The organism is Pseudomonas sp. AC172 (assembly GCF_979258595.1).
This window is the reverse complement of record NZ_OZ409868.1, coordinates 4,960,048-4,978,478: the sequence shown is the minus strand read 5'-3', so window position 1 is coordinate 4,978,478 and position 18,431 is coordinate 4,960,048. Positions and strand designations below refer to the sequence as shown.

At 60.9% G+C, this 18,431-nt stretch carries 16 protein-coding genes; 12 read left to right on the top strand and 4 right to left on the bottom strand.

What is annotated here, in order from left to right; genetic code table 11:
• Window positions 1-97: 97 nt before the first annotated feature.
• Window positions 98-772, bottom strand: coding sequence for a ribose-5-phosphate isomerase RpiA (gene rpiA / locus ACZ0A4_RS22520; RefSeq protein ID WP_463576420.1), 675 nt, complete (start codon window positions 770-772; stop codon window positions 98-100).
• A gap of 147 nt (window positions 773-919) precedes the next feature.
• On the opposite strand from rpiA, the gene ilvA reads away from it, so the two are divergent.
• Window positions 920-2,434: a threonine ammonia-lyase, biosynthetic gene (gene ilvA / locus ACZ0A4_RS22515; protein ID WP_463576419.1), complete on the top strand. Its 1,515-nt coding sequence runs from the start codon at window positions 920-922 to the stop codon at window positions 2,432-2,434.
• Window positions 2,435-2,474: 40 nt separating this feature from the next.
• Entirely contained in the window at window positions 2,475-2,888 is a 414-nt protein-coding gene (locus ACZ0A4_RS22510; protein ID WP_463576418.1) for a DUF2269 family protein, read from the top strand.
• Between the two features lie 120 nt (window positions 2,889-3,008).
• Here the strand turns inward: ACZ0A4_RS22510 and ACZ0A4_RS22505 are convergent, their stop codons facing one another.
• Window positions 3,009-3,665 carry a histidinol-phosphatase gene (locus ACZ0A4_RS22505; protein ID WP_463576417.1) on the bottom strand — a complete coding sequence of 219 codons (657 nt, stop codon included), beginning with the start codon at window positions 3,663-3,665 and terminating at the stop codon, window positions 3,009-3,011.
• Between the two features lie 143 nt (window positions 3,666-3,808).
• Here ACZ0A4_RS22505 and ACZ0A4_RS22500 point away from each other — a divergent pair, with 143 nt between their 5' ends.
• On the top strand, window positions 3,809-4,288 hold the full coding sequence (locus tag ACZ0A4_RS22500) for an RNA pyrophosphohydrolase (RefSeq protein WP_003229203.1): 480 nt from the start codon (window positions 3,809-3,811) through the stop codon (window positions 4,286-4,288).
• A gap of 22 nt (window positions 4,289-4,310) precedes the next feature.
• On the top strand, window positions 4,311-6,590 hold the full coding sequence (gene ptsP / locus ACZ0A4_RS22495) for a phosphoenolpyruvate--protein phosphotransferase (RefSeq protein ID WP_463576416.1): 2,280 nt from the start codon (window positions 4,311-4,313) through the stop codon (window positions 6,588-6,590).
• Between the two features lie 224 nt (window positions 6,591-6,814).
• Here the strand turns inward: ptsP and ACZ0A4_RS22490 are convergent, their stop codons facing one another.
• Complete coding sequence (locus ACZ0A4_RS22490) at window positions 6,815-7,561, bottom strand: NRDE family protein (protein ID WP_463576415.1); 747 nt, start codon at window positions 7,559-7,561, stop codon at window positions 6,815-6,817.
• Window positions 7,562-7,693: 132 nt separating this feature from the next.
• Between ACZ0A4_RS22490 and ACZ0A4_RS22485 the strand changes: the two genes are divergently transcribed.
• The 3 genes from ACZ0A4_RS22485 (at window position 7,694) to ACZ0A4_RS22475 (ending at window position 10,391) form a co-directional block, all read left to right on the top strand.
• A complete protein-coding gene (locus tag ACZ0A4_RS22485) occupies window positions 7,694-8,476 on the top strand; it encodes a sulfite exporter TauE/SafE family protein (RefSeq protein WP_463576414.1) in 783 nt (260 codons plus the stop codon).
• Window positions 8,477-8,553: 77 nt separating this feature from the next.
• Window positions 8,554-9,369, top strand: a complete 816-nt coding sequence (gene lgt / locus ACZ0A4_RS22480) for a prolipoprotein diacylglyceryl transferase (protein ID WP_007913003.1) — start codon at window positions 8,554-8,556, stop codon at window positions 9,367-9,369.
• A gap of 50 nt (window positions 9,370-9,419) precedes the next feature.
• Window positions 9,420-10,391, top strand: a complete 972-nt coding sequence (locus ACZ0A4_RS22475; RefSeq protein WP_034153704.1) for a thymidylate synthase — start codon at window positions 9,420-9,422, stop codon at window positions 10,389-10,391.
• Between the two features lie 124 nt (window positions 10,392-10,515).
• Here ACZ0A4_RS22475 and cadR read toward each other — a convergent pair whose 3' ends face one another.
• Window positions 10,516-10,965: a Cd(II)/Pb(II)-responsive transcriptional regulator gene (gene cadR / locus ACZ0A4_RS22470; RefSeq protein ID WP_463576413.1), complete on the bottom strand. Its 450-nt coding sequence runs from the start codon at window positions 10,963-10,965 to the stop codon at window positions 10,516-10,518.
• Between the two features lie 84 nt (window positions 10,966-11,049).
• Here cadR and ACZ0A4_RS22465 point away from each other — a divergent pair, with 84 nt between their 5' ends.
• The 5 genes from ACZ0A4_RS22465 to ACZ0A4_RS22445 all read left to right on the top strand — a co-directional run bounded on the left by ACZ0A4_RS22465 (window position 11,050) and on the right by ACZ0A4_RS22445 (window position 18,330).
• Window positions 11,050-13,359, top strand: coding sequence for a heavy metal translocating P-type ATPase (locus ACZ0A4_RS22465; RefSeq protein ID WP_463576412.1), 2,310 nt, complete (start codon window positions 11,050-11,052; stop codon window positions 13,357-13,359).
• Window positions 13,360-13,372: 13 nt separating this feature from the next.
• Window positions 13,373-14,236 carry a LysR family transcriptional regulator gene (locus tag ACZ0A4_RS22460; RefSeq protein WP_463576411.1) on the top strand — a complete coding sequence of 288 codons (864 nt, stop codon included), beginning with the start codon at window positions 13,373-13,375 and terminating at the stop codon, window positions 14,234-14,236.
• Between the two features lie 231 nt (window positions 14,237-14,467).
• Window positions 14,468-15,544 carry a putative 2-aminoethylphosphonate ABC transporter ATP-binding protein gene (locus ACZ0A4_RS22455; protein ID WP_463576410.1) on the top strand — a complete coding sequence of 359 codons (1,077 nt, stop codon included), beginning with the start codon at window positions 14,468-14,470 and terminating at the stop codon, window positions 15,542-15,544.
• Window positions 15,544-17,268 (top strand): putative 2-aminoethylphosphonate ABC transporter permease subunit, encoded by a 1,725-nt coding sequence (locus tag ACZ0A4_RS22450; RefSeq protein ID WP_463576409.1) that lies wholly within the window; start codon window positions 15,544-15,546, stop codon window positions 17,266-17,268. Before ACZ0A4_RS22455 ends, ACZ0A4_RS22450 begins: the two co-directional genes overlap by 1 nt.
• Before the next feature lie 36 nt (window positions 17,269-17,304).
• A complete protein-coding gene (locus tag ACZ0A4_RS22445) occupies window positions 17,305-18,330 on the top strand; it encodes a putative 2-aminoethylphosphonate ABC transporter substrate-binding protein (protein WP_463576408.1) in 1,026 nt (341 codons plus the stop codon).
• The last annotated feature ends 101 nt before the right edge of the window (window positions 18,331-18,431 follow it).

Here is an 18,431-nt window from a genome sequence, read left to right as displayed (position 1 = left end):
GTCAGCCAATGAAGATGTTGGCTGATCCACCGCATTCGCGAGCAAGCTCGCTCCCACAGGTTTATTTGTCTGCCCATAAATTTCGGGCAGTCTGGATTTACTCAGCCTTGAGGGTTTTCACGCCTTCGCTAGTCCCCAGCAATAGCAAGTCCGCCGGACGCGCCGCGAACAGGCCATTGGTGACCACGCCGACAATCGCATTGATCTGCGCTTCCAGCTCCACCGGGTTGGTGATCTGCAGGTTGAACACATCGAGAATGATGTTGCCGTTATCGGTCAAAACGCCTTCGCGGTACACCGGGTCGCCGCCCAGTTTTACCAATTGGCGCGCGACGTGGCTGCGGGCCATCGGGATCACTTCGACTGGCAGCGGGAATTCGCCCAATACCGGCACCAGTTTGCTGGCGTCGGCGATGCAGATGAAGGTCTGGGCCACGGCCGCGACGATCTTCTCGCGGGTCAGGGCTGCGCCGCCGCCCTTGATCAGGTTCAGGTGCGCGTCGCTTTCATCGGCGCCGTCGACGTAGAACTCCAGGTCGCTGACGGTGTTCAGTTCATACACCGGAATTCCGTGGCCCTTGAGGCGCGCGGCGGTGGCTTCGGAACTGGCGACCGCGCCATCGAACGCGCCCTTGTGCTGGGCCAGAGCGTCGATGAAGCAATTGGCGGTGGAGCCGGTGCCGACCCCGACGATGCTTTTGTCGTCGAGTTTCGGAAGGATGAAGTCGACGGCGGCCTGAGCCACTGCCTGTTTGAGTTGATCCTGGGTCATGCGGGCTCCGGAAGCGGGCAAGGTGAGTACGGAAAGGCCGGCATTATAGCCGCAAGCGTGGCTAAAACCTCTGGATTCGTGTGGTCGTGCGGGCAAAAGCCGGGTTAGACTCCTCGGTCCCGCTCAACCGCTCAGTGATGCTTTCCGATGCTCGAACAGTACGTCAAAAAGATCCTCACCTCGCGCGTTTATGACGTTGCCGTAGAAACTCCGCTGCAGAACGCTCGCCAGCTCTCCGAGCGGCTGGGCAACGACATTTGGCTCAAGCGTGAAGACTTGCAACCGGTCTTCTCGTTCAAGATTCGTGGCGCCTACAACAAACTGACGCAACTGAGCGATGAAGAGCGCGCCCGTGGCGTAGTCACCGCGTCGGCGGGCAACCACGCGCAAGGTCTGGCCCTGGCGGCGAAAGTGCTGGGCGTGAAAGCCACCATCGTCATGCCCAAGACCACCCCCGAGATCAAAGTCGAAGGCGTGCGGTCGCGCGGCGGCAAAGTGGTGCTGCACGGTGATTCGTTCCCGGAAGCCCTGGCCTACTCGCTGAAACTGGTCGATGAAAAAGGCTACGTTTACATCCACCCGTACGACGATCCGCACACCATCGCCGGGCAGGGCACCGTGGCCATGGAGATTTTGCGTCAGCACCCGCAGCCGCTGGACGCAATTTTTGTTCCGGTCGGCGGCGGCGGTCTGATTGCCGGTATCGCTGCGTACGTGAAATACCTGCGTCCGGACATCAAAGTCATCGGCGTCGAGCCGGACGACTCCAACTGCCTGCAAGCCGCGATGGCTGCCGGCGAGCGCGTGGTGCTGCCGACCGTGGGCATCTTCGCCGATGGCGTGGCGGTGGCGCAGATTGGCCAGCACACCTTCGATATCTGCAAAGACTACGTCGACGAAGTGATCACCGTCAGCACTGACGAGATCTGTGCGGCAATCAAGGATATCTACGACGATACCCGCTCGATCACCGAACCTGCTGGCGCGTTGGGCGTGGCGGGCATCAAGAAGTACGTCGAACAGCGCGGCGTCAGTGGCAAGACCTTCGTCGCCATCGATTCCGGTGCCAACGTCAACTTCGACCGCCTGCGCCACGTCGCCGAGCGCGCCGAGTTGGGCGAAGGCCGCGAAGCAATCATTGCCGTGACCATTCCCGAAAAGGCCGGTAGCTTCAAAAACTTCTGCGAAGCCATCGGCAAGCGCCAGATCACCGAATTCAACTACCGCTACAACACCGGCAGCGAAGCGCACATCTTCGTTGGCGTGCAGACGCATCCGGAAAACGACCCGCGTAGCGCATTGCTGGCGAGCCTGACCGAGCAGGGTTTCCCGGTCACCGATCTGACCGACAACGAGCTGGCCAAGCTGCATATCCGTCATATGGTCGGCGGTCACGCGGCGCACGTGATTGATGAAGTGGTGTTCCGCTTCGAGTTCCCGGAGCGTCCGGGCGCGCTGTTCAACTTCCTTAATAAGCTGGGCGGGCGCTGGAATATCTCGATGTTCCATTACCGCAACCACGGCGCCGCCGATGGCCGCGTGGTCGCGGGCCTGCAAGTACCGCACGACGAGCGTCATCTGGTGCCGGCGGCGCTTGAGGAAATCGGCTACCCGTACTGGGACGAAAGCGAGAACCCGGCCTATCAGCTGTTTCTTGGCTGAACGGCTACGCTGATGGGCATGGCCCAAGGAAGAGAAATTCATGGAAACCCTGACCACCCTGAAAGTACTTCACGTCGCGGCGACCGTGGTCATACTCGCGAGCGGGCTGGGGCTCGCCGCTCTGACCTGGCGTAATCGCAGTGAAGGGCCGGCCAGCACGATGCAGCGTCCCTGGCTGTTTATCTGGTGTTTGATGCTGATCGGTATGCTGAGCATGCCTTTCACCGGCTGGTGGTTGGTACACCTGATCGGCTGGCCACTGGGGCAGTTCTGGATTCTGGGGTCCAGCGTGATCTATGCCGTGGCCACGTTGAGTGCAGTGTGGTTGCTGGTGCGGCTTAATCGGCAATGGACTAGCGGGGTTGGTAACTGGAAATTCACGTTGGCGCTGGCGATTGTCAGCGGCATCGGATTTCTCGCCATTGCCGGGTTGATGGGTGCCAAGCCTGTTTAAGGCTATATACCGAGTCGAGCCAATCGCTGGCAAGCCAGCTCCCACAGGGATCTTCAGCGAACACGGATATTGTGGGCAGCCGAAAAACCTGTGGGAGCTGGCTTGCCAGCGATGGCGTAATCAGCCGCGCAACGAAATCACCGGCCAGCCACGCTTCTCGGCTTCGGCACGCAAATTCGGATCCGGATCAACCGCCACCGGATTCGCCACCTGCTCCAGCAACGGCAAGTCGTTCATCGAATCGCTATAGAAATAACTGTCGTCCAGCGAATACCCGGTCTCCTCCAGCCAGCGGTTCAGGCGCGTCACCTTGCCCTCACGGAAGCACGGAATATCCGTGCTGCGCCCGCTGTAACGGCCGTCAACCATTTCGCACTCGGTGGCGATCAGGGTTTCAACACCCAGACGCACAGCAATCGGCGCGGTGACGAAGCGGTTGGTCGCGGTGATGATCACCAGTTTGTCGCCGGCGTCGCGGTGCTTTTTCAGCAGCTCCAGCGCCTTGGGCAGCACAATCGGTTCGATACAGTCGCGCATGTAATCGTTGTGCCATTGATCGAGCACGGCCATTTCGGTGCGGCCGAGGATTTCCAGGCAGAAGTTCAGGTACGCGGCGTTATCCAGTTTGCCGGCCAGGTAATCCTGATAGAACTCGTCGTTGCGCGCTTTGTACGCAATCGGGTCAAGGAAGCCGCGTTCACACAGATAGTCGCCCCAGGCGTGATCGCTGTCGCCGCCCAAAAGGGTGTTGTCCAAATCGAAGAGTGCCAGGCGCATTGCAGTTACCCGCTGATAAGTCTGTAAAAAGGCGACAAGAATACGGTCTTTTCACAAGAGTGCACATAAGGTAGGAAGCTTCGTTGCCGCCTTATCAACCTTTGTGGAACAATGCGGCGACATGCGTTTGCGAGGTTGTTGCCGTGATCGACCCCGATGGTTTCCGCCCCAATGTCGGGATCATTCTGACGAATGACGCCGGCCAGGTGCTATGGGCTCGCCGTATCAATCAAGATGCCTGGCAGTTTCCGCAAGGGGGAATCAACCCTGAAGAGACGCCGGAAGACGCCTTGTACCGCGAGCTGAACGAAGAAGTTGGCCTGGAACGTGAAGATGTTGAAATACTGGCCTGTACTCGGGGCTGGTTGCGCTATCGTTTGCCGCAACGTCTGGTGCGTACCCACAGCCAACCGCTGTGCATCGGCCAGAAACAGAAATGGTTTCTCCTGCGCCTGATCTCCAACGAGCAGCGGGTGCGGATGGATTTGACCGGTAAACCGGAGTTCGATGGCTGGCGCTGGGTCAGCTATTGGTATCCGTTGGGCCAGGTGGTGACATTCAAGCGCGAGGTGTATCGCCGCGCCCTCAAAGAGCTTGCCCCGCGCCTTTTAGCGCGCGACTGACGACGGAGTTCGACCCCGAGCCATGCTCAATACGCTGCGCAAGATCGTCCAGGAAGTTAACTCCGCCAAGGATCTCAAGGCGGCGTTGGGGATTATTGTGTTGCGCGTCAAAGAGGCCATGGGCAGCCAGGTCTGCTCGGTCTACCTGCTTGATCCCGAGACCAACCGTTTCGTCCTGATGGCCACCGAGGGCTTGAACAAGCGCTCGATCGGCAAGGTCAGCATGGCACCCAACGAAGGTCTGGTCGGTCTGGTCGGCACGCGTGAAGAACCCCTGAACCTCGAAAACGCTGCGGATCACCCGCGCTACCGTTACTTCGCCGAAACCGGTGAAGAGCGCTACGCCTCGTTCCTCGGCGCACCGATCATTCACCATCGCCGCGTCGTCGGCGTGTTGGTCATCCAGCAAAAAGAACGCCGCCAGTTTGATGAAGGTGAAGAAGCCTTCCTCGTGACCATGAGCGCGCAGCTCGCCGGCGTTATCGCCCACGCCGAGGCCACCGGTTCGATCCGTGGTCTGGGCCGTCAGGGCAAGGGCATTCAGGAAGCCAAGTTCGTCGGCGTACCGGGTTCGCCGGGTGCGGCGGTTGGTACTGCGGTGGTCATGCTGCCACCTGCCGATCTGGACGTGGTGCCGGACAAGACCATCACCGACATCAACGCCGAGCTGGCGCTGTTCAAGACCGCCATCGAAGGCGTGCGCGCCGACATGCGCGCATTGTCCGCCAAACTTGCGACCCAGTTGCGCCCGGAAGAGCGCGCACTGTTCGACGTCTACCTGATGATGCTCGACGATGCCTCGCTGGGCAGCGAAATCACCACGGTGATCAAGACCGGCCAGTGGGCCCAGGGCGCGCTGCGTCAGGTGGTCACGGAACACGTCAATCGTTTCGAACTGATGGACGACGCCTACCTGCGTGAGCGTGCCTCGGACGTCAAAGACCTCGGTCGCCGCCTGCTCGCCTATTTGCAGGAAGAGCGCCAGCAGAACCTGGTTTACCCGGAAAAAACCATTCTGGTCAGCGAAGAGCTGACGCCGGCGATGCTCGGCGAGGTGCCGGAAGGCACGCTGGTCGGTCTGGTTTCGGTACTCGGTTCGGGTAACTCGCACGTGGCGATTCTTGCCCGGGCCATGGGCATTCCGACGGTGATGGGTCTGGTCGACCTGCCGTACGCCAAGGTCGACGGCATCGAGATGATCGTCGACGGCACGCGTGGCGAGGTCTACACCAACCCGAGCGAAGTGCTGCGCAAGCAGTTCGCCGAAATCGTCGAAGAAGAGAAACAACTGGCGCTGGGCCTCGACACCCTGCGCGACCTGCCGTGCGTGACCCTCGATGGCCACCGCATGCCGTTGTGGGTCAACACCGGCCTGCTGGCCGATGTGGCGCGGGCGCAGAAGCGTGGCGCCGAAGGTGTCGGCCTGTACCGCACCGAAGTGCCGTTCATGATCAACCAGCGCTTCCCGAGCGAGAAGGAACAACTGGCGATCTACCGCGAGCAGCTCGCTGCGTTCCACCCGCAACCGGTGACCATGCGCAGCCTCGACATCGGCGGTGACAAGTCGCTGTCGTATTTCCCGATCAAGGAAGATAACCCGTTCCTCGGCTGGCGCGGCATTCGCGTCACCCTCGACCACCCGGAAATCTTCCTGGTGCAGACCCGCGCAATGCTCAAGGCCAGCGAAGGCCTGAACAACCTGCGGATTCTGCTGCCGATGATCTCCGGCACTCACGAACTCGAAGAAGCCCTGCACCTGATCCACCGGGCCTGGGGCGAAGTGCGCGACGAAGGCACCGACGTGCCGATGCCTCCGATCGGCGTGATGATCGAAATTCCGGCGGCGGTGTACCAGACCAAGGAACTGGCGCGGATGGTCGACTTCCTCTCCGTCGGCTCCAACGACTTGACCCAGTATTTGCTGGCGGTCGACCGTAACAACCCGCGTGTTGCCGATCTTTACGATTATTTGCACCCGGCGGTGCTGCAAGCCCTGCAAACCGTGGTGCGCGATGCCCATGCCGAAGGCAAACCGGTGAGTATCTGCGGCGAGATGGCCGGCGATCCGGCGGCGGCAGTGCTGTTGATGGCGATGGGTTTCGATAGTTTGTCGATGAACGCCACCAACTTGCCGAAGGTGAAGTGGATGTTGCGTCAGGTCAATCTGAGCAAGTCCAAGGAGTTGTTGGCGGAGCTGATGACGATTGATAACCCGCAAGTGATCCACAGTTCGCTGCAATTGGCGCTGAAGAACCTTGGGTTGTCGAAAATGCATCCGCCGGCGGTTATCAAGGCCCTGTGAAGATCAAAAGCCCCCTCACCCTAACCCTCTCCCAGAGGGAGAGGGGACTGATTGGGGGATGCTGCAGAGATACGCCGACCTGAAAGTGCTTTGCTGAATCCACTCGACCTGAAAGTGCTTTACCGAATCCATAGTCGATTCGGTCTTTCAGGTCGGTGTATGGCGCAAGACACCTCGGTCGGCCCCCTCTCCCTCTGGGAGAGGGCTGGGGTGAGGGTTTGCTCTTAGACACAAACCTCAACTTCCCCAAGATGCCCGCCATACGGCCCAAAACTCCGCTCGACCATCCGCCGCGTCCCATCCGCCTGCACCACCAGCGCCGTACTCGCCCGCGTCCCATAACTCTGGCTGGCAATAAACACACTGGACAACAACGTCTCCGTCGCCAAGCCCACCCCGGTATCCGGCAACTCAGCCGACGGCGCAACCTGCGCATCACTCAACAACCCCAACAACCGCGCAGGCTGCGGATCATCCAGCACCGCATTCAACGCCGCCCTGGCCTTGAGCAGTTTCGGCCACGGCGTATCCAGACCTGCATTGGATAATCCATAAATCCCCGATTCCAGCATCACCGGCTCCGACATCCGCGCGTTGAAATGCCACAGCTCATGGCTGTTGCCGAGCAGCAGATTGAACCCGGCATATTCCGCCGAACGCCCGACCACATCGCTCAAATAATCATCAATCGACGCATCACCCGTGAGAAACCGCGCCACCAGTTCCCCCCGCGACTTGCGCGCTGGCGGCTGTTGCGGATCACGGATATTGGTCAACGCCGCAAAACGGCCGTTAGCACCGATGCCCAGCCAGGTCCCACCGGCCTCAAGATCGCGCCCGGCATGCACATGTGGCGCCTCCGGCCATTGCGCCAAGGGCAGGCTCGGCCGGGCGTAAAACTCGTCACGGTTGGCTGCGACGATCAGCGGCTGGGCATGACCCGGGCGCCAGGCGAAAACAATCAGGCACATAAGGTGGTCCTTGTGTGTTTTTTGTCCACTGTACGCATCCGGCGTCCGTGCATCCATCGCCAGTTCCGCCTGAGGGGGTGCATCCGTTACCATGCCGCTCCGGTTTTGCGGATGCGGTCTGGGGAGACGGTCATGGAATTTCTGCTCTATCTGGCGCTGGGCGCCTGTGCGGGCGTGCTGGCCGGGCTTTTTGGCGTCGGTGGCGGGATCATTATTGTCCCGGTGCTGGTGTTCAGTTTCACCCTGCAGGGCTTTGATCAGTCGATCCTCACCCATCTGGCGGTCGGGACGTCGCTGGCGACGATCATCTTCACCTCGGTCAACGCCGTGCGTGAGCATCATCGACGAGGCGCGGTGCGCTGGCCGATCTTCATGTGGATGGCCGTTGGCATTCTGCTCGGCGCCGGTTTCGGTGCGCTGACCGCTGAAGCGATCTCTGGGCCGCACCTGCAAAAGATCATCGGCGTGTTTGCCTTGATCATCTCGGTGCAACTGGCGCTGGACATCAAACCCAAGGCCAGCCGAACGGTGCCGGGCAAATTCGGTCTGACCGTGGCCGGCAGCATCATCGGTTGGGCTTCGGCGATTTTTGGCGTCGGCGGCGGCTCTTTGACCGTGCCGTTCCTGACCTGGCGCAGCGTGCCGATGCAGCAAGCCGTGGCGACTTCGTCGGCCTGCGGTCTGCCGATTGCCTTGGTCAGTGCATTAAGTTTCATGATTCTGGGCTGGCACGATCCGTTGTTGCCGCCGCATAGTCTCGGTTTTGTTTATTTGCCGGCGTTGTTGGGCATCGCCCTGACCAGCATGGTTTTCGCCCGCATCGGCGCGCGTTTGGCGCATCGATTGTCGCCGCGGTTGCTGAAACGGCTGTTCGCCGCTTTGCTGTTCAGCGTGGGTGTGAGCTTCCTGATTTAACCGTCGCAATCCTGGCTTAATCCTGAGGTGGCAGCGTCGCCCGGGAATTCTGGTTTCAACTCTAACGAGGAGTCGCAATGCTGCCTTACCCGCAGATCGACCCGGTGGCCCTGGCCATCGGTCCGCTGAAAATCCACTGGTACGGTCTGATGTACCTGATCGGCATCGGCGGTGCGTGGCTGCTGGCGTCGCGCCGGCTCAACCGTTTCGACCCGACCTGGACCAAGGAGAAACTCTCCGACATGGTCTTCTGGATGTCGATGGGCGTGATCGTCGGCGGACGTCTCGGCTATGTGCTGTTCTACGATCTGAGCGCTTATCTGGCCAACCCGACGCTGATTTTCGAAGTGTGGAAGGGCGGCATGTCGTTCCACGGCGGTTTCATCGGCGTGATGCTCGCGGCCTTGTGGTTCGGCAAGCGCAACGGCAAGTCGTTCTTCCAGTTGATGGACTTCGTCGCACCGATGGTGCCGATCGGTCTGGGCGCCGGGCGTATCGGTAATTTCATCAACGCCGAGTTGTGGGGCAAAGCCACCGACGTGCCGTGGGCCATGGTCTTTCCGCCGTTCAGCGATCCGGCGCAGCTGCCGCGTCACCCGTCGCAGCTGTATCAGTTCGCGCTCGAAGGCGTGGCGCTGTTCCTGATCCTGTGGATTTTCTCGCGCAAACCGCGTCCGACCATGGCCGTATCGGGCATGTTCGCGCTGTTCTACGGCATCTTCCGTTTCATCGTCGAATTCGTCCGCGTGCCGGATGCGCAGCTGGGCTACTTGGCGTGGAACTGGCTGACCATGGGCCAGGTGCTCTGCGTGCCGATGATCGTCGGCGGGCTGTTCCTGATCTGGCTGGCCTATCGTCGCGCACCGGCAGCACCGCTCGCGCCGACGGCTTAAACTACGAACCCCGGCGCGCGACGCCGGGGCTCAAAGGACACAGGTAACTCATGAAGCAATATCTCGAACTGGTCTCGCACGTCATCCAGAACGGCACTAAACAGGCCAACCGCACCGGCATCAACACCATCAGTTTCCCGGGCGCGATGCTGCGTTTCGATCTGCAGGAAGGTTTTCCGGCGATCACCACGCGCAAAATGGCCTTCAAATCGGCCATCGGCGAGATGTGCGGGTTTCTCCGTGGCGTGAACAACGCCGCTGAATTCCGTGCGCTGGGCTGCAAGGTCTGGGACCAGAACGCCAACGAAAACGCGCAGTGGCTGGCCAACCCGTTCCGTCAGGGCGACGACGACCTCGGCGAAATCTACGGCGTGCAATGGCGCAAATGGCCGGCGTACAAGCAGATCCCGCTGAGCAACACCGCCGCCATTGAACAAACCTTGAGCAACGGCTACAAGCAGATCGCTCAAGGCGAAGAAGACGGTCAGGCTTACGTGGTGCTGTACAAAGCCATCGACCAGGTGCGCCAGTGCGTTGACACGATCATCAACGATCCGGGCAGCCGCCGTATTCTGTTCCACGGCTGGAACGTTGCCCAGCTGGATGAAATGGCCCTGCCGCCATGCCATCTGCTGTATCAGTTCCACCCGAATGTCGAGACCAAAGAGATTTCTCTGACCCTCTACATCCGTTCCAACGATCTGGGTCTGGGCACGCCGTTCAACCTCACCGAAGGCGCCGCGCTGCTGAGCCTGATCGGTCGCCTGACTGGCTACACGCCGCGCTGGTTCACCTATTTCATCGGCGATGCACACGTCTACGAGAACCATCTGGACATGCTCAACGAACAGCTCAAGCGCGAGCCGTTTGCCATGCCGAAGCTGAAGATCTCGGATCGTGTGCCGGAGTTTGCCAAGACTGGCGTGTACCAGCCGGAATGGCTGGAGCTGGTCGAGCCGAGCGATTTCTCGCTGGAAGGCTATGAGCATCACGCGCCAATGACCGCGCCAATGGCGGTCTGACAAGTAGTACGCACCCCCCTGTGGGAGCGAGCTTGCTCGCGAAAGCGGAGTGTCAGTTGATAGAAGTGTCGACTGAACCACCGCTTTCGCGAGCAAGCTCGCTCCCACAGTGTTTGTGGTGTTCTCAATGGCCGTGGCTGCGGCCTACATGGGAATGCTCAACTTCCGTCGCGACAACCCCGCCACTCACTTCCAGCCGCTGCAAAATCCCGCACTGCTCCGCATCCGGCCCTTCGCCACAACGTTGGCGCAGGTCGAGCAGTTGTGTCTGCAACGCCAGCAACCCATCAATCCGCGCCCTCACATGCTGAATGTGTTCGTCGATCAGCGTATTCACGCTTTCACACTGATCCTGCGGGCTGTCACGCATGGCCAGCAAACTGCGGATTTCTTCGAGGGTCATGTCGAGGGTGCGGCAGTTGCGGATGAAGGTCAGGCGTTCGGCGTGGGCCTGGGTGTAGACGCGGTAGTTGCCGTCGCTGCGGGCCGGCTCTGGCAGGAGGTTTTCGCGCTCGTAATAGCGGATGGTTTCCACGGCGCAGTCGGTCAACTTGGCCAGTTCTCCGATCTTCATGACGGCAATCTCCAAAAGGGTGCTTGACCCTATAGTGGCTACAGGGTCTTTACTTGGCAACAGGCACCTTCATGGACGCGACCAATGAGCGATTCCCAGCACACCCACAAGCCTGGCGACGGGCACGAACACAGTCACAAATTGCAGCCTGTGCATCAGCATTCACATGGCGGCGATTCTTGCTGCGGGTCGAAAGTCGCAGCGCCGGCCCCGGTGCATGCGCACGAAGATTCTTGCTGCTCGTCGAAAGCCGCTGCGCCTGCCTTGGTACAACTGAGCGAGAAAACCAGCGCCGATGCGCGGCTGAGCAGTTTCCGCATTGAGGCGATGGACTGCCCGACCGAGCAGACGCTGATCCAGAACAAACTCGGCAAACTCGCCGGTGTGCAGCAGCTGGAATTCAACCTGATCAACCGCGTTCTCGGCGTGACCCATAACTTGCCGGGTACTGAGCCAATCGTTGAGGCGATCAAATCCCTCGGCATGCACGCCGAGCCGCTGGAGGCGGGGGTCGATTCGCCAGTCCCGGAGCCAGTGAAAAAACACTGGTGGCCGCTGGCGTTGTCCGGTGTCGGCGCGCTCGCCGCTGAAGTCATCCACTTCACCAACGCCGCACCGACTTGGGTGGTGGCGATCATCGCGCTGGTGTCGATCCTCAGCGGTGGCCTGACCACCTATAAAAAGGGCTGGATCGCCCTGAAGAACCGCAACCTCAACATCAACGCACTGATGAGCATCGCCGTGACCGGCGCAATCCTGATCGGCCAGTGGCCGGAAGCGGCGATGGTGATGTTCCTGTTCACTGTCGCAGAGCTGATCGAAGCGCGCTCGCTGGACCGTGCGCGCAACGCGATCAGTGGTCTGATGCAGATGACGCCGGAGCAAGCCACGGTGTTGCAGGCTGACGGTTCGTGGATTGAACAGGACGTAAAAAACGTCGAACTCGGCGCCCGCGTACGGGTGAAGCCGGGCGAGCGCATTGCGCTGGACGGCGAAGTGGTCAGCGGCAGTTCGACCATTGATCAAGCACCGATCACTGGTGAAAGCCTGCCGGTAGAGAAAGCCGTCGGTGACAAAGTTTTCGCTGGCACCATCAACCAGGCCGGTTCGCTGGAATACGTGGTCACCGCCGCAGCTAATAACTCGACCCTGGCGCGGATCATCCACGCCGTCGAACAGGCCCAAGGTGCGCGTGCGCCGACCCAGCGCTTCGTCGATCAATTCTCGAAAATCTACACGCCCGTGGTGTTTGTCTTTGCCTTGGCCGTGGCGATCATTCCGCCACTGTTCATGGGTGCGGTGTGGTTCGACTGGATCTACCGCGCGCTGGTGTTGCTGGTGGTCGCGTGCCCGTGCGCACTGGTGATTTCCACTCCGGTGACCATCGTCAGCGGCCTCGCGGCGGCAGCGCGCAAAGGCATTCTGGTCAAGGGTGGCGTGTACCTGGAGGGCGGTTTCAAGCTCGATTATCTGGCGCTGGATAAAACCGGCACGATCACCCACGGCAAACCCGTGCAGACCGATTACCTGTCCCTCGACCCAACCGCCGATGCCACCGCACCGGCAATCGCCGCTGCATTGGCCGGTCGTTCCGATCACCCGGTGTCGCTGGCCATCGCCAACGCCGCTGTGGATAAAAACTTCGCCGCGCTGATTGTGGATAACTTCGAAGCGCTGGGCGGGCGTGGCGTCAAAGGCGAAATCAACGGCCAGACCTATCATTTGGGCAACCATCGTCTGGTCGAAGAACTGGGCCTGTGCTCGCCAGCGCTGGAAGAAAAACTCTTCGCGCTGGAGAAACAGGGCAAATCCGTGGTGCTGCTGCTCGACAGTTCCGGCCCACTGGCGCTGTTCGCCGTGGCCGATACCGTCAAGGAAACCAGCCGCGAAGCGATCCGCCAACTGCATGAACTCGGGGTGAAAACCCTGATGCTCACCGGTGATAACGTCCACACCGCTCAGGCGATTGCCGCGCAGGTCGGTATCGACGAGGCCCGAGGCGACTTGCTGCCGACCGACAAACTGCAAGCCATCGAAGACCTTTATGCGCAGGGTCGGCGAGTCGGCATGGTCGGTGACGGGATCAACGATGCGCCGGCACTGGCTCGCGCCGAGATCGGTTTCGCCATGGCCGCTGCCGGCACCGACACCGCGATCGAAACCGCCGATGTCGCCCTGATGGACGACGATCTGCGCAAGATTCCGGCGTTCATCAGCCTGTCGCGCAACACCGCGAGCATCTTGAAACAGAACATCGCGCTGGCCCTGGTGATCAAGGCTATCTTTCTTGCGGTAACCTTCGCCGGGCTCGCCACCATGTGGATGGCGGTGTTCGCCGACATGGGCGTGAGCCTGTTGGTGGTGTTCAACGGTTTGCGCCTGCTGCGCAAATAGATGAGGAAAGGTTGTGCTGAGTGCCGAGCTGAAAGCGTTTTACATGGTCGCCCGCCTGGGCAGCATCACGCTGGCGGCGAAAAAACTCGGCCTCAGCCAACCCACCGTGACCACGCAGATCCGCAATCTGGAAAGTCAGTATTCGGTGGAGCTGTTCTACCGTGGCGGCCGGCGTCTGAGCGTCAGCGACGAAGGCGCGCGGTTGCTGCCGATGGTCAAGACGCTGTTGCAGCAGGAAGCCGACATCGAGTTTTTCCTGCGCAACAGCGGTCAGGTGCAGGGCACGTTGCGCATCGCCGCGACGGCGCCGTATTACATCCTCGATCTGGTGAAGACCTTTCGCGAGCGCTTGCCGCAAGTGGAAGTGTCGGTGGAAATCGGCAACTCGCAGCAGGTGCTCGAAGCGCTGGAGGATTATCGGGTGGATATCGCCGCGTCGTCGCAGTTGCTGGATGACGCGAGGTTGATTCGACGGGTGCTCGGGACGGATCCGCTGGTGCTGGCGGTGCATCGCAATCATCCGCTGGCGACGCAGGAGCATGTGGCGTTGAGCGCGCTGGCCGGGCATACGTTGTTGATGCGCGAATCGGGTTCGACCACGCGGCGGCTGACGGAAGAGTTGCTGGCGACTGCCGGGGTGAGCTTCGGGCCGTTGCTGGAGATTGGCAGCCGTGAGTCGATCCGTGAGGCGGTGCTGCGCAATATCGGCATCAGCATCATTGCCCGGCAGGAAGTGCCGCATGACCCGCAGTTGCGCGTGCTGACGATCGAGAATGCGCCGCAGATTCCTGAGTATCTGTATTGCCTGAAAGAGCGCAAGGGCGCGCGGTTGCCGGCGGCGTTTCTCGGTTTGGCCCAAGAGATGTCCCCGGCCTGAATCTTGTGCTGAATGTCTGGGCCTCTTCGCGAGCAAGCTCGCTCCCACATTGGAATGCGTTCCCCTGTGGGAGCGAGCTTGCTCGCGAAGGCGTCGGTTCAAACAACCCAAGACCTGAATCTTCTGAACCAAAATCCCCGAATACCACTATCACCAGTTTTTGCCTCACTGCCACATGACGGACGCATTACAACTCTAGGATTGGCCTCATCTGCTTGATGAGGTCTGTCCATGAATCCTGCCATCGCAACTGCCCTGACCAACCCCGGCGCACCCATGAAAGTGCGCGGCGTGCAGAAACGCTTCGGCGCGTTCACTGCGCTGGATAACGTCTCCCTCGACGTCGCCGCCGGTGAACTGGTGTGCCTGCTCGGCCCCTCGGGCTGCGGCAAAACCACCTTGCTGCGTTGCATCGCCGGTCTGGAGAAGCAGGACAGCGGCGAGCTGTACCTCGGCGATCGCGACGTCTCGCACCTTGCCCCGCAAGCCCGCGACTACGGGATTTTGTTCCAGTCCTATGCGTTGTTCCCCAACCTGACCGTCGAGGCGAATATTGCCTACGGCCTCGCCGGCAGCGGTCGCGACGAAGTGCGCCGTCGCGTCGGCCAGATGCTGGAGCTGGTCGGCCTCATCGGCAGCGAGAAAAAATACCCCGGCCAATTGTCCGGCGGCCAACAACAGCGCGTTGCTCTGGCTCGGGCCTTGGCACCAGCACCGTCGCTGTTGTTGCTTGATGAGCCGATGTCCGCCCTCGACGCCCGCGTCCGCGAGCATCTGTGCACCGAGCTGCGGCAACTGCAGCGCAACCTCGGCATCACCACACTGATGGTCACGCACAATCAGGACGAAGCCATGCTGATGGCCGATCGCATCGCGGTGATGAACAACGGTCGCGTCGAGCAGTACGCCACCCCGCAGGAGATCTACAACCGCCCGGCCACGCCGTTCGTGGCCGAGTTCGTTGGCCAGGGCAACTGGCTGCCGTTCCAGCGCAGCAGCGACACTCACGCGCAGGTCGGCGGGATGAACCTGCGCCTCAGCGACGGCAGCATTCAGCGCGCCTCGGGCCGTTTGTTCTGCCGCCCCGAAGCGATCAACGTCAATCCGCTGGTGCATGAGGAAAACCTGTTCCCGGCCAAGGTGCGCGAGATCACTTTCCTCGGTAACCGCTGCCGCATGAGCTTCGAACTCGATCAGTTGCCCGGCCACGCGCTGCTCGCCGAACTCGCGCCGGAAGCCATGCCGCGCCTGGGCGCCCAGCAGATCATGGTCGCCTTGCCGCCGTGCAGCCTGCAGGTGTTTGCCTGATGAACAGCAATCTCGCGCTGCCGCTACCGCACAAGCAGGTGCGCCAGACTTCAAAAGCCGAGATCGGCGACCGCATTTTTGTCGTCGGCGGCAAAGTCCTTTTGCTGATGTTGCTCGGCGTCGCGGTGTTGCTGCCGCTGCTCGCGATTTTCTGGCGCGGCTTCAGCAGTGAAGCCGGACAGGGCGGTGGCTGGATCGCGGCGAAGGAGATGGTCACCAGCGAGAATTTCCACTGGCTGCTCGGCAACAGCCTGAAAGTGTCCCTCAGCGTCGCGGCCATCGTCGTACCGCTGGCTTACCTGTTTGCCTACGCGCTGCAACGCACAATGATTCCGGCCAAGGGCATCTGGCGCGGGATTTCCCTGCTGCCGCTGATGGCGCCGTCGATGCTGCCGGGGATTGCGCTGGTCTACCTGTTCGGCAACCAAGGCATGTTGCGCGGGCTGCTCTCGGACAACATCTACGGGTTCTGGGGAATTGTGCTGGGTGAGGTGATTTACACCTTCCCGCATGCCCTGATGATTTTGCTCTCGGCATTGTCGCTGGCCGATGCCCGTCTTTTCGATGCCGCGTCGAGCATGGGCGCCAGTCCGGCCAAGGCGTTTCGCAGCATCACTTGGCCGGCAACGCGACAGGCTGTGTTCGCCGCGTTCTGTCTGGTGTTCACCCTGACCATCACCGATTTCGGTGTGCCGGTGGTGGTCGGTGGCGACTACCAAGTGCTGGCGCTGGAGGCCTACAAAGCCGTGGTCGGGCAGCAGCAATTCGGACGCGGCGCGTTGATCGGCATGGTGCTGTTGCTGCCGGCGCTGTTCAGCTTCGGCGTCGATGCCTGGCTGCGTCGCCGTCACGGTGACTCCATGAGCGGTCGGGCGCAGGTGTTCAAGCCGGCGCCGTCGAAACTCCGTGATGGCTGTTACCTGGCGATTGTTGTGTTGATCAGCGCCGCCTTGATTCTGGTGTTCGGCATGGCGGTGTTTTCGTCGCTGGTGAAGTTCTGGCCGTACAACCTGTCGCTGTCACTCAACCATTATCAGTTCAACGAAACCGCCGGCGGTGGCTGGCTGGCCTACAGCAACAGTTTGAAGATGGCGCTGGGCACGGCGTTGATCGGCAGCGTGCTGATTTTCACCGGCGCTTATCTGATGGAGAAAACCCGCGATCAGCGCGGCCTCAACCTGGCCCTGCGCATGCTCAGTTTTGTGCCGATGGCGGTGCCGGGGCTGGTGCTCGGTCTGGGTTACGTCTTCTTCTTCAACCTCACGGGTAACCCGCTGCACGTGCTCTACGGGACGATGACGCTGCTGATCGTCTGCACCATCGCGCACTACCTGACCACCGCACAAATGACCGCGACCACCGCGTTGCGCCAACTCGACGCCGAGTTCGAAGCGGCTGCGCTGTCGCTGAAGGCGCCGCTGTACCGCCACTACCTGCGCGTCACCGTGCCGATCTGCCTGCCGGCGCTGCTGGACATCGTGCGCTACCTGTTCGTCTCGGCGATGACCACGGTGTCGGCGGCGATCTTCCTCTACAGCCCCGACACCATCCTCGCGGCAGTCGCGGTGCTGAACATGGATGACGCCGGCAACGTCGGCGGCGCGGCGGCGATGTCGACCCTGATTCTGTTCACCTCGGCGGGCGTGTCCTTGCTGCTGGCGTGGGCTTCGCGCGGCTTGCTGCGCCGTTCTCAAGCCTGGCGGCAAACCGCGCCCGGTCACTGATTCCAACCCCGTTCAACTCATTACAGGAAAACGATCATGTTCAAGCCTATGGCCCTGGCCGCTGCTGTGCTCGCTACTTTCAGCCTGAATGCCTTCGCGGCAAAAACCGAGTTGACGGTGTACACCGCCCTCGAAGCCGAACAATTGAAGTCTTACAAAGAAGCCTTCGAAAAGGCTAATCCAGACGTCGAGATCAAATGGGTGCGCGATTCCACCGGGATCATCACCGCCAAACTGCTCGCCGAAAAGGCTCGCCCGCAGGCTGACGCGGTGTGGGGCCTGGCGGCTTCGAGCCTGGCGATCCTCGACCAGCAAGGCATGCTGCAAAGCTACGCGCCGAAGGACCTCGGCAAGATCGGCGCGAACTACCGCGACGCCGCCAACCCGCCAGCGTGGGTCGGCATGGACGTCTGGGCCGCAACGATTTGCTTCAATACCGTCGAAGCCGAGAAACAGGGCCTGAGCAAACCGGTGAGCTGGCAGGATCTGACCAAGCCTGAGTACAAGGGCAAGATCGTCATGCCCAACCCGGCGTCGTCCGGCACTGGTTTCCTCGACGTCAGCGCGTGGCTGCAAACCTTTGGCGAGAAGCAGGGTTGGGCGTACATGGATGGCCTGCACCAAAACATCGGCCAGTACGTTCACTCCGGTTCCAAGCCTTGCAAACTGGCAGCGGCGGGCGAGTTCCCGATCGGTATTTCCTTTGAATACCCGGCGGTACAGCTGAAGCGTCAGGGCGCGCCGCTGGACATCATCCTGCCGAAAGAAGGTCTGGGCTGGGAGATCGAAGCGACTGCCGTGATCAAAGGTACGCCGCATGAAGACGCGGCGAAGAAACTGGCGGACTTCTCGGCGAGTGCTGAGGCGATGGATCTGTACAAGGAGAACTTCGCTGTTCTTGCGCAGCCGGGGATTGCCAAGCCGCAGACCGAATTGCCGGCGGATTATGAGCAGCGTCTGATCAAGAACGACTTTGCCTGGGCCTCGAAGAATCGTGACGAGATTCTGACCGAGTGGCGCAAGCGCTATGACGGCAAGTCCGAGAAAGTGGCTGCCAAGTAAGATCTTAATCGACTGACAGGGCCTCATCGCTGGCAAGCCAGCTCCCACAGGGTTTTGCGGTGAACACGAATTTTGTGAACACCTCGATACCTGTGGGAGCT

What these genes read in the sequence shown, in the direction of transcription:
- rpiA (WP_463576420.1), bottom strand. Translation starts at nt 772, where the DNA reads ATGACCCAGGATCAACTCAAACAGGCAGTGGCTCAGGCCGCCGTCGAC.
- ilvA (WP_463576419.1), top strand. Translation starts at nt 920, where the DNA reads ATGCTCGAACAGTACGTCAAAAAGATCCTCACCTCGCGCGTTTATGAC.
- ACZ0A4_RS22510 (WP_463576418.1), top strand. Translation starts at nt 2,475, where the DNA reads ATGGAAACCCTGACCACCCTGAAAGTACTTCACGTCGCGGCGACCGTG.
- ACZ0A4_RS22505 (WP_463576417.1), bottom strand. Translation starts at nt 3,665, where the DNA reads ATGCGCCTGGCACTCTTCGATTTGGACAACACCCTTTTGGGCGGCGAC.
- ptsP (WP_463576416.1), top strand. Translation starts at nt 4,311, where the DNA reads ATGCTCAATACGCTGCGCAAGATCGTCCAGGAAGTTAACTCCGCCAAG.
- ACZ0A4_RS22490 (WP_463576415.1), bottom strand. Translation starts at nt 7,561, where the DNA reads ATGTGCCTGATTGTTTTCGCCTGGCGCCCGGGTCATGCCCAGCCGCTG.
- ACZ0A4_RS22485 (WP_463576414.1), top strand. Translation starts at nt 7,694, where the DNA reads ATGGAATTTCTGCTCTATCTGGCGCTGGGCGCCTGTGCGGGCGTGCTG.
- lgt (WP_007913003.1), top strand. Translation starts at nt 8,554, where the DNA reads ATGCTGCCTTACCCGCAGATCGACCCGGTGGCCCTGGCCATCGGTCCG.
- ACZ0A4_RS22475 (WP_034153704.1), top strand. Translation starts at nt 9,420, where the DNA reads ATGAAGCAATATCTCGAACTGGTCTCGCACGTCATCCAGAACGGCACT.
- cadR (WP_463576413.1), bottom strand. Translation starts at nt 10,965, where the DNA reads ATGAAGATCGGAGAACTGGCCAAGTTGACCGACTGCGCCGTGGAAACC.
- ACZ0A4_RS22465 (WP_463576412.1), top strand. Translation starts at nt 11,050, where the DNA reads ATGAGCGATTCCCAGCACACCCACAAGCCTGGCGACGGGCACGAACAC.
- ACZ0A4_RS22455 (WP_463576410.1), top strand. Translation starts at nt 14,468, where the DNA reads ATGAATCCTGCCATCGCAACTGCCCTGACCAACCCCGGCGCACCCATG.
- ACZ0A4_RS22450 (WP_463576409.1), top strand. Translation starts at nt 15,544, where the DNA reads ATGAACAGCAATCTCGCGCTGCCGCTACCGCACAAGCAGGTGCGCCAG.
- ACZ0A4_RS22445 (WP_463576408.1), top strand. Translation starts at nt 17,305, where the DNA reads ATGTTCAAGCCTATGGCCCTGGCCGCTGCTGTGCTCGCTACTTTCAGC.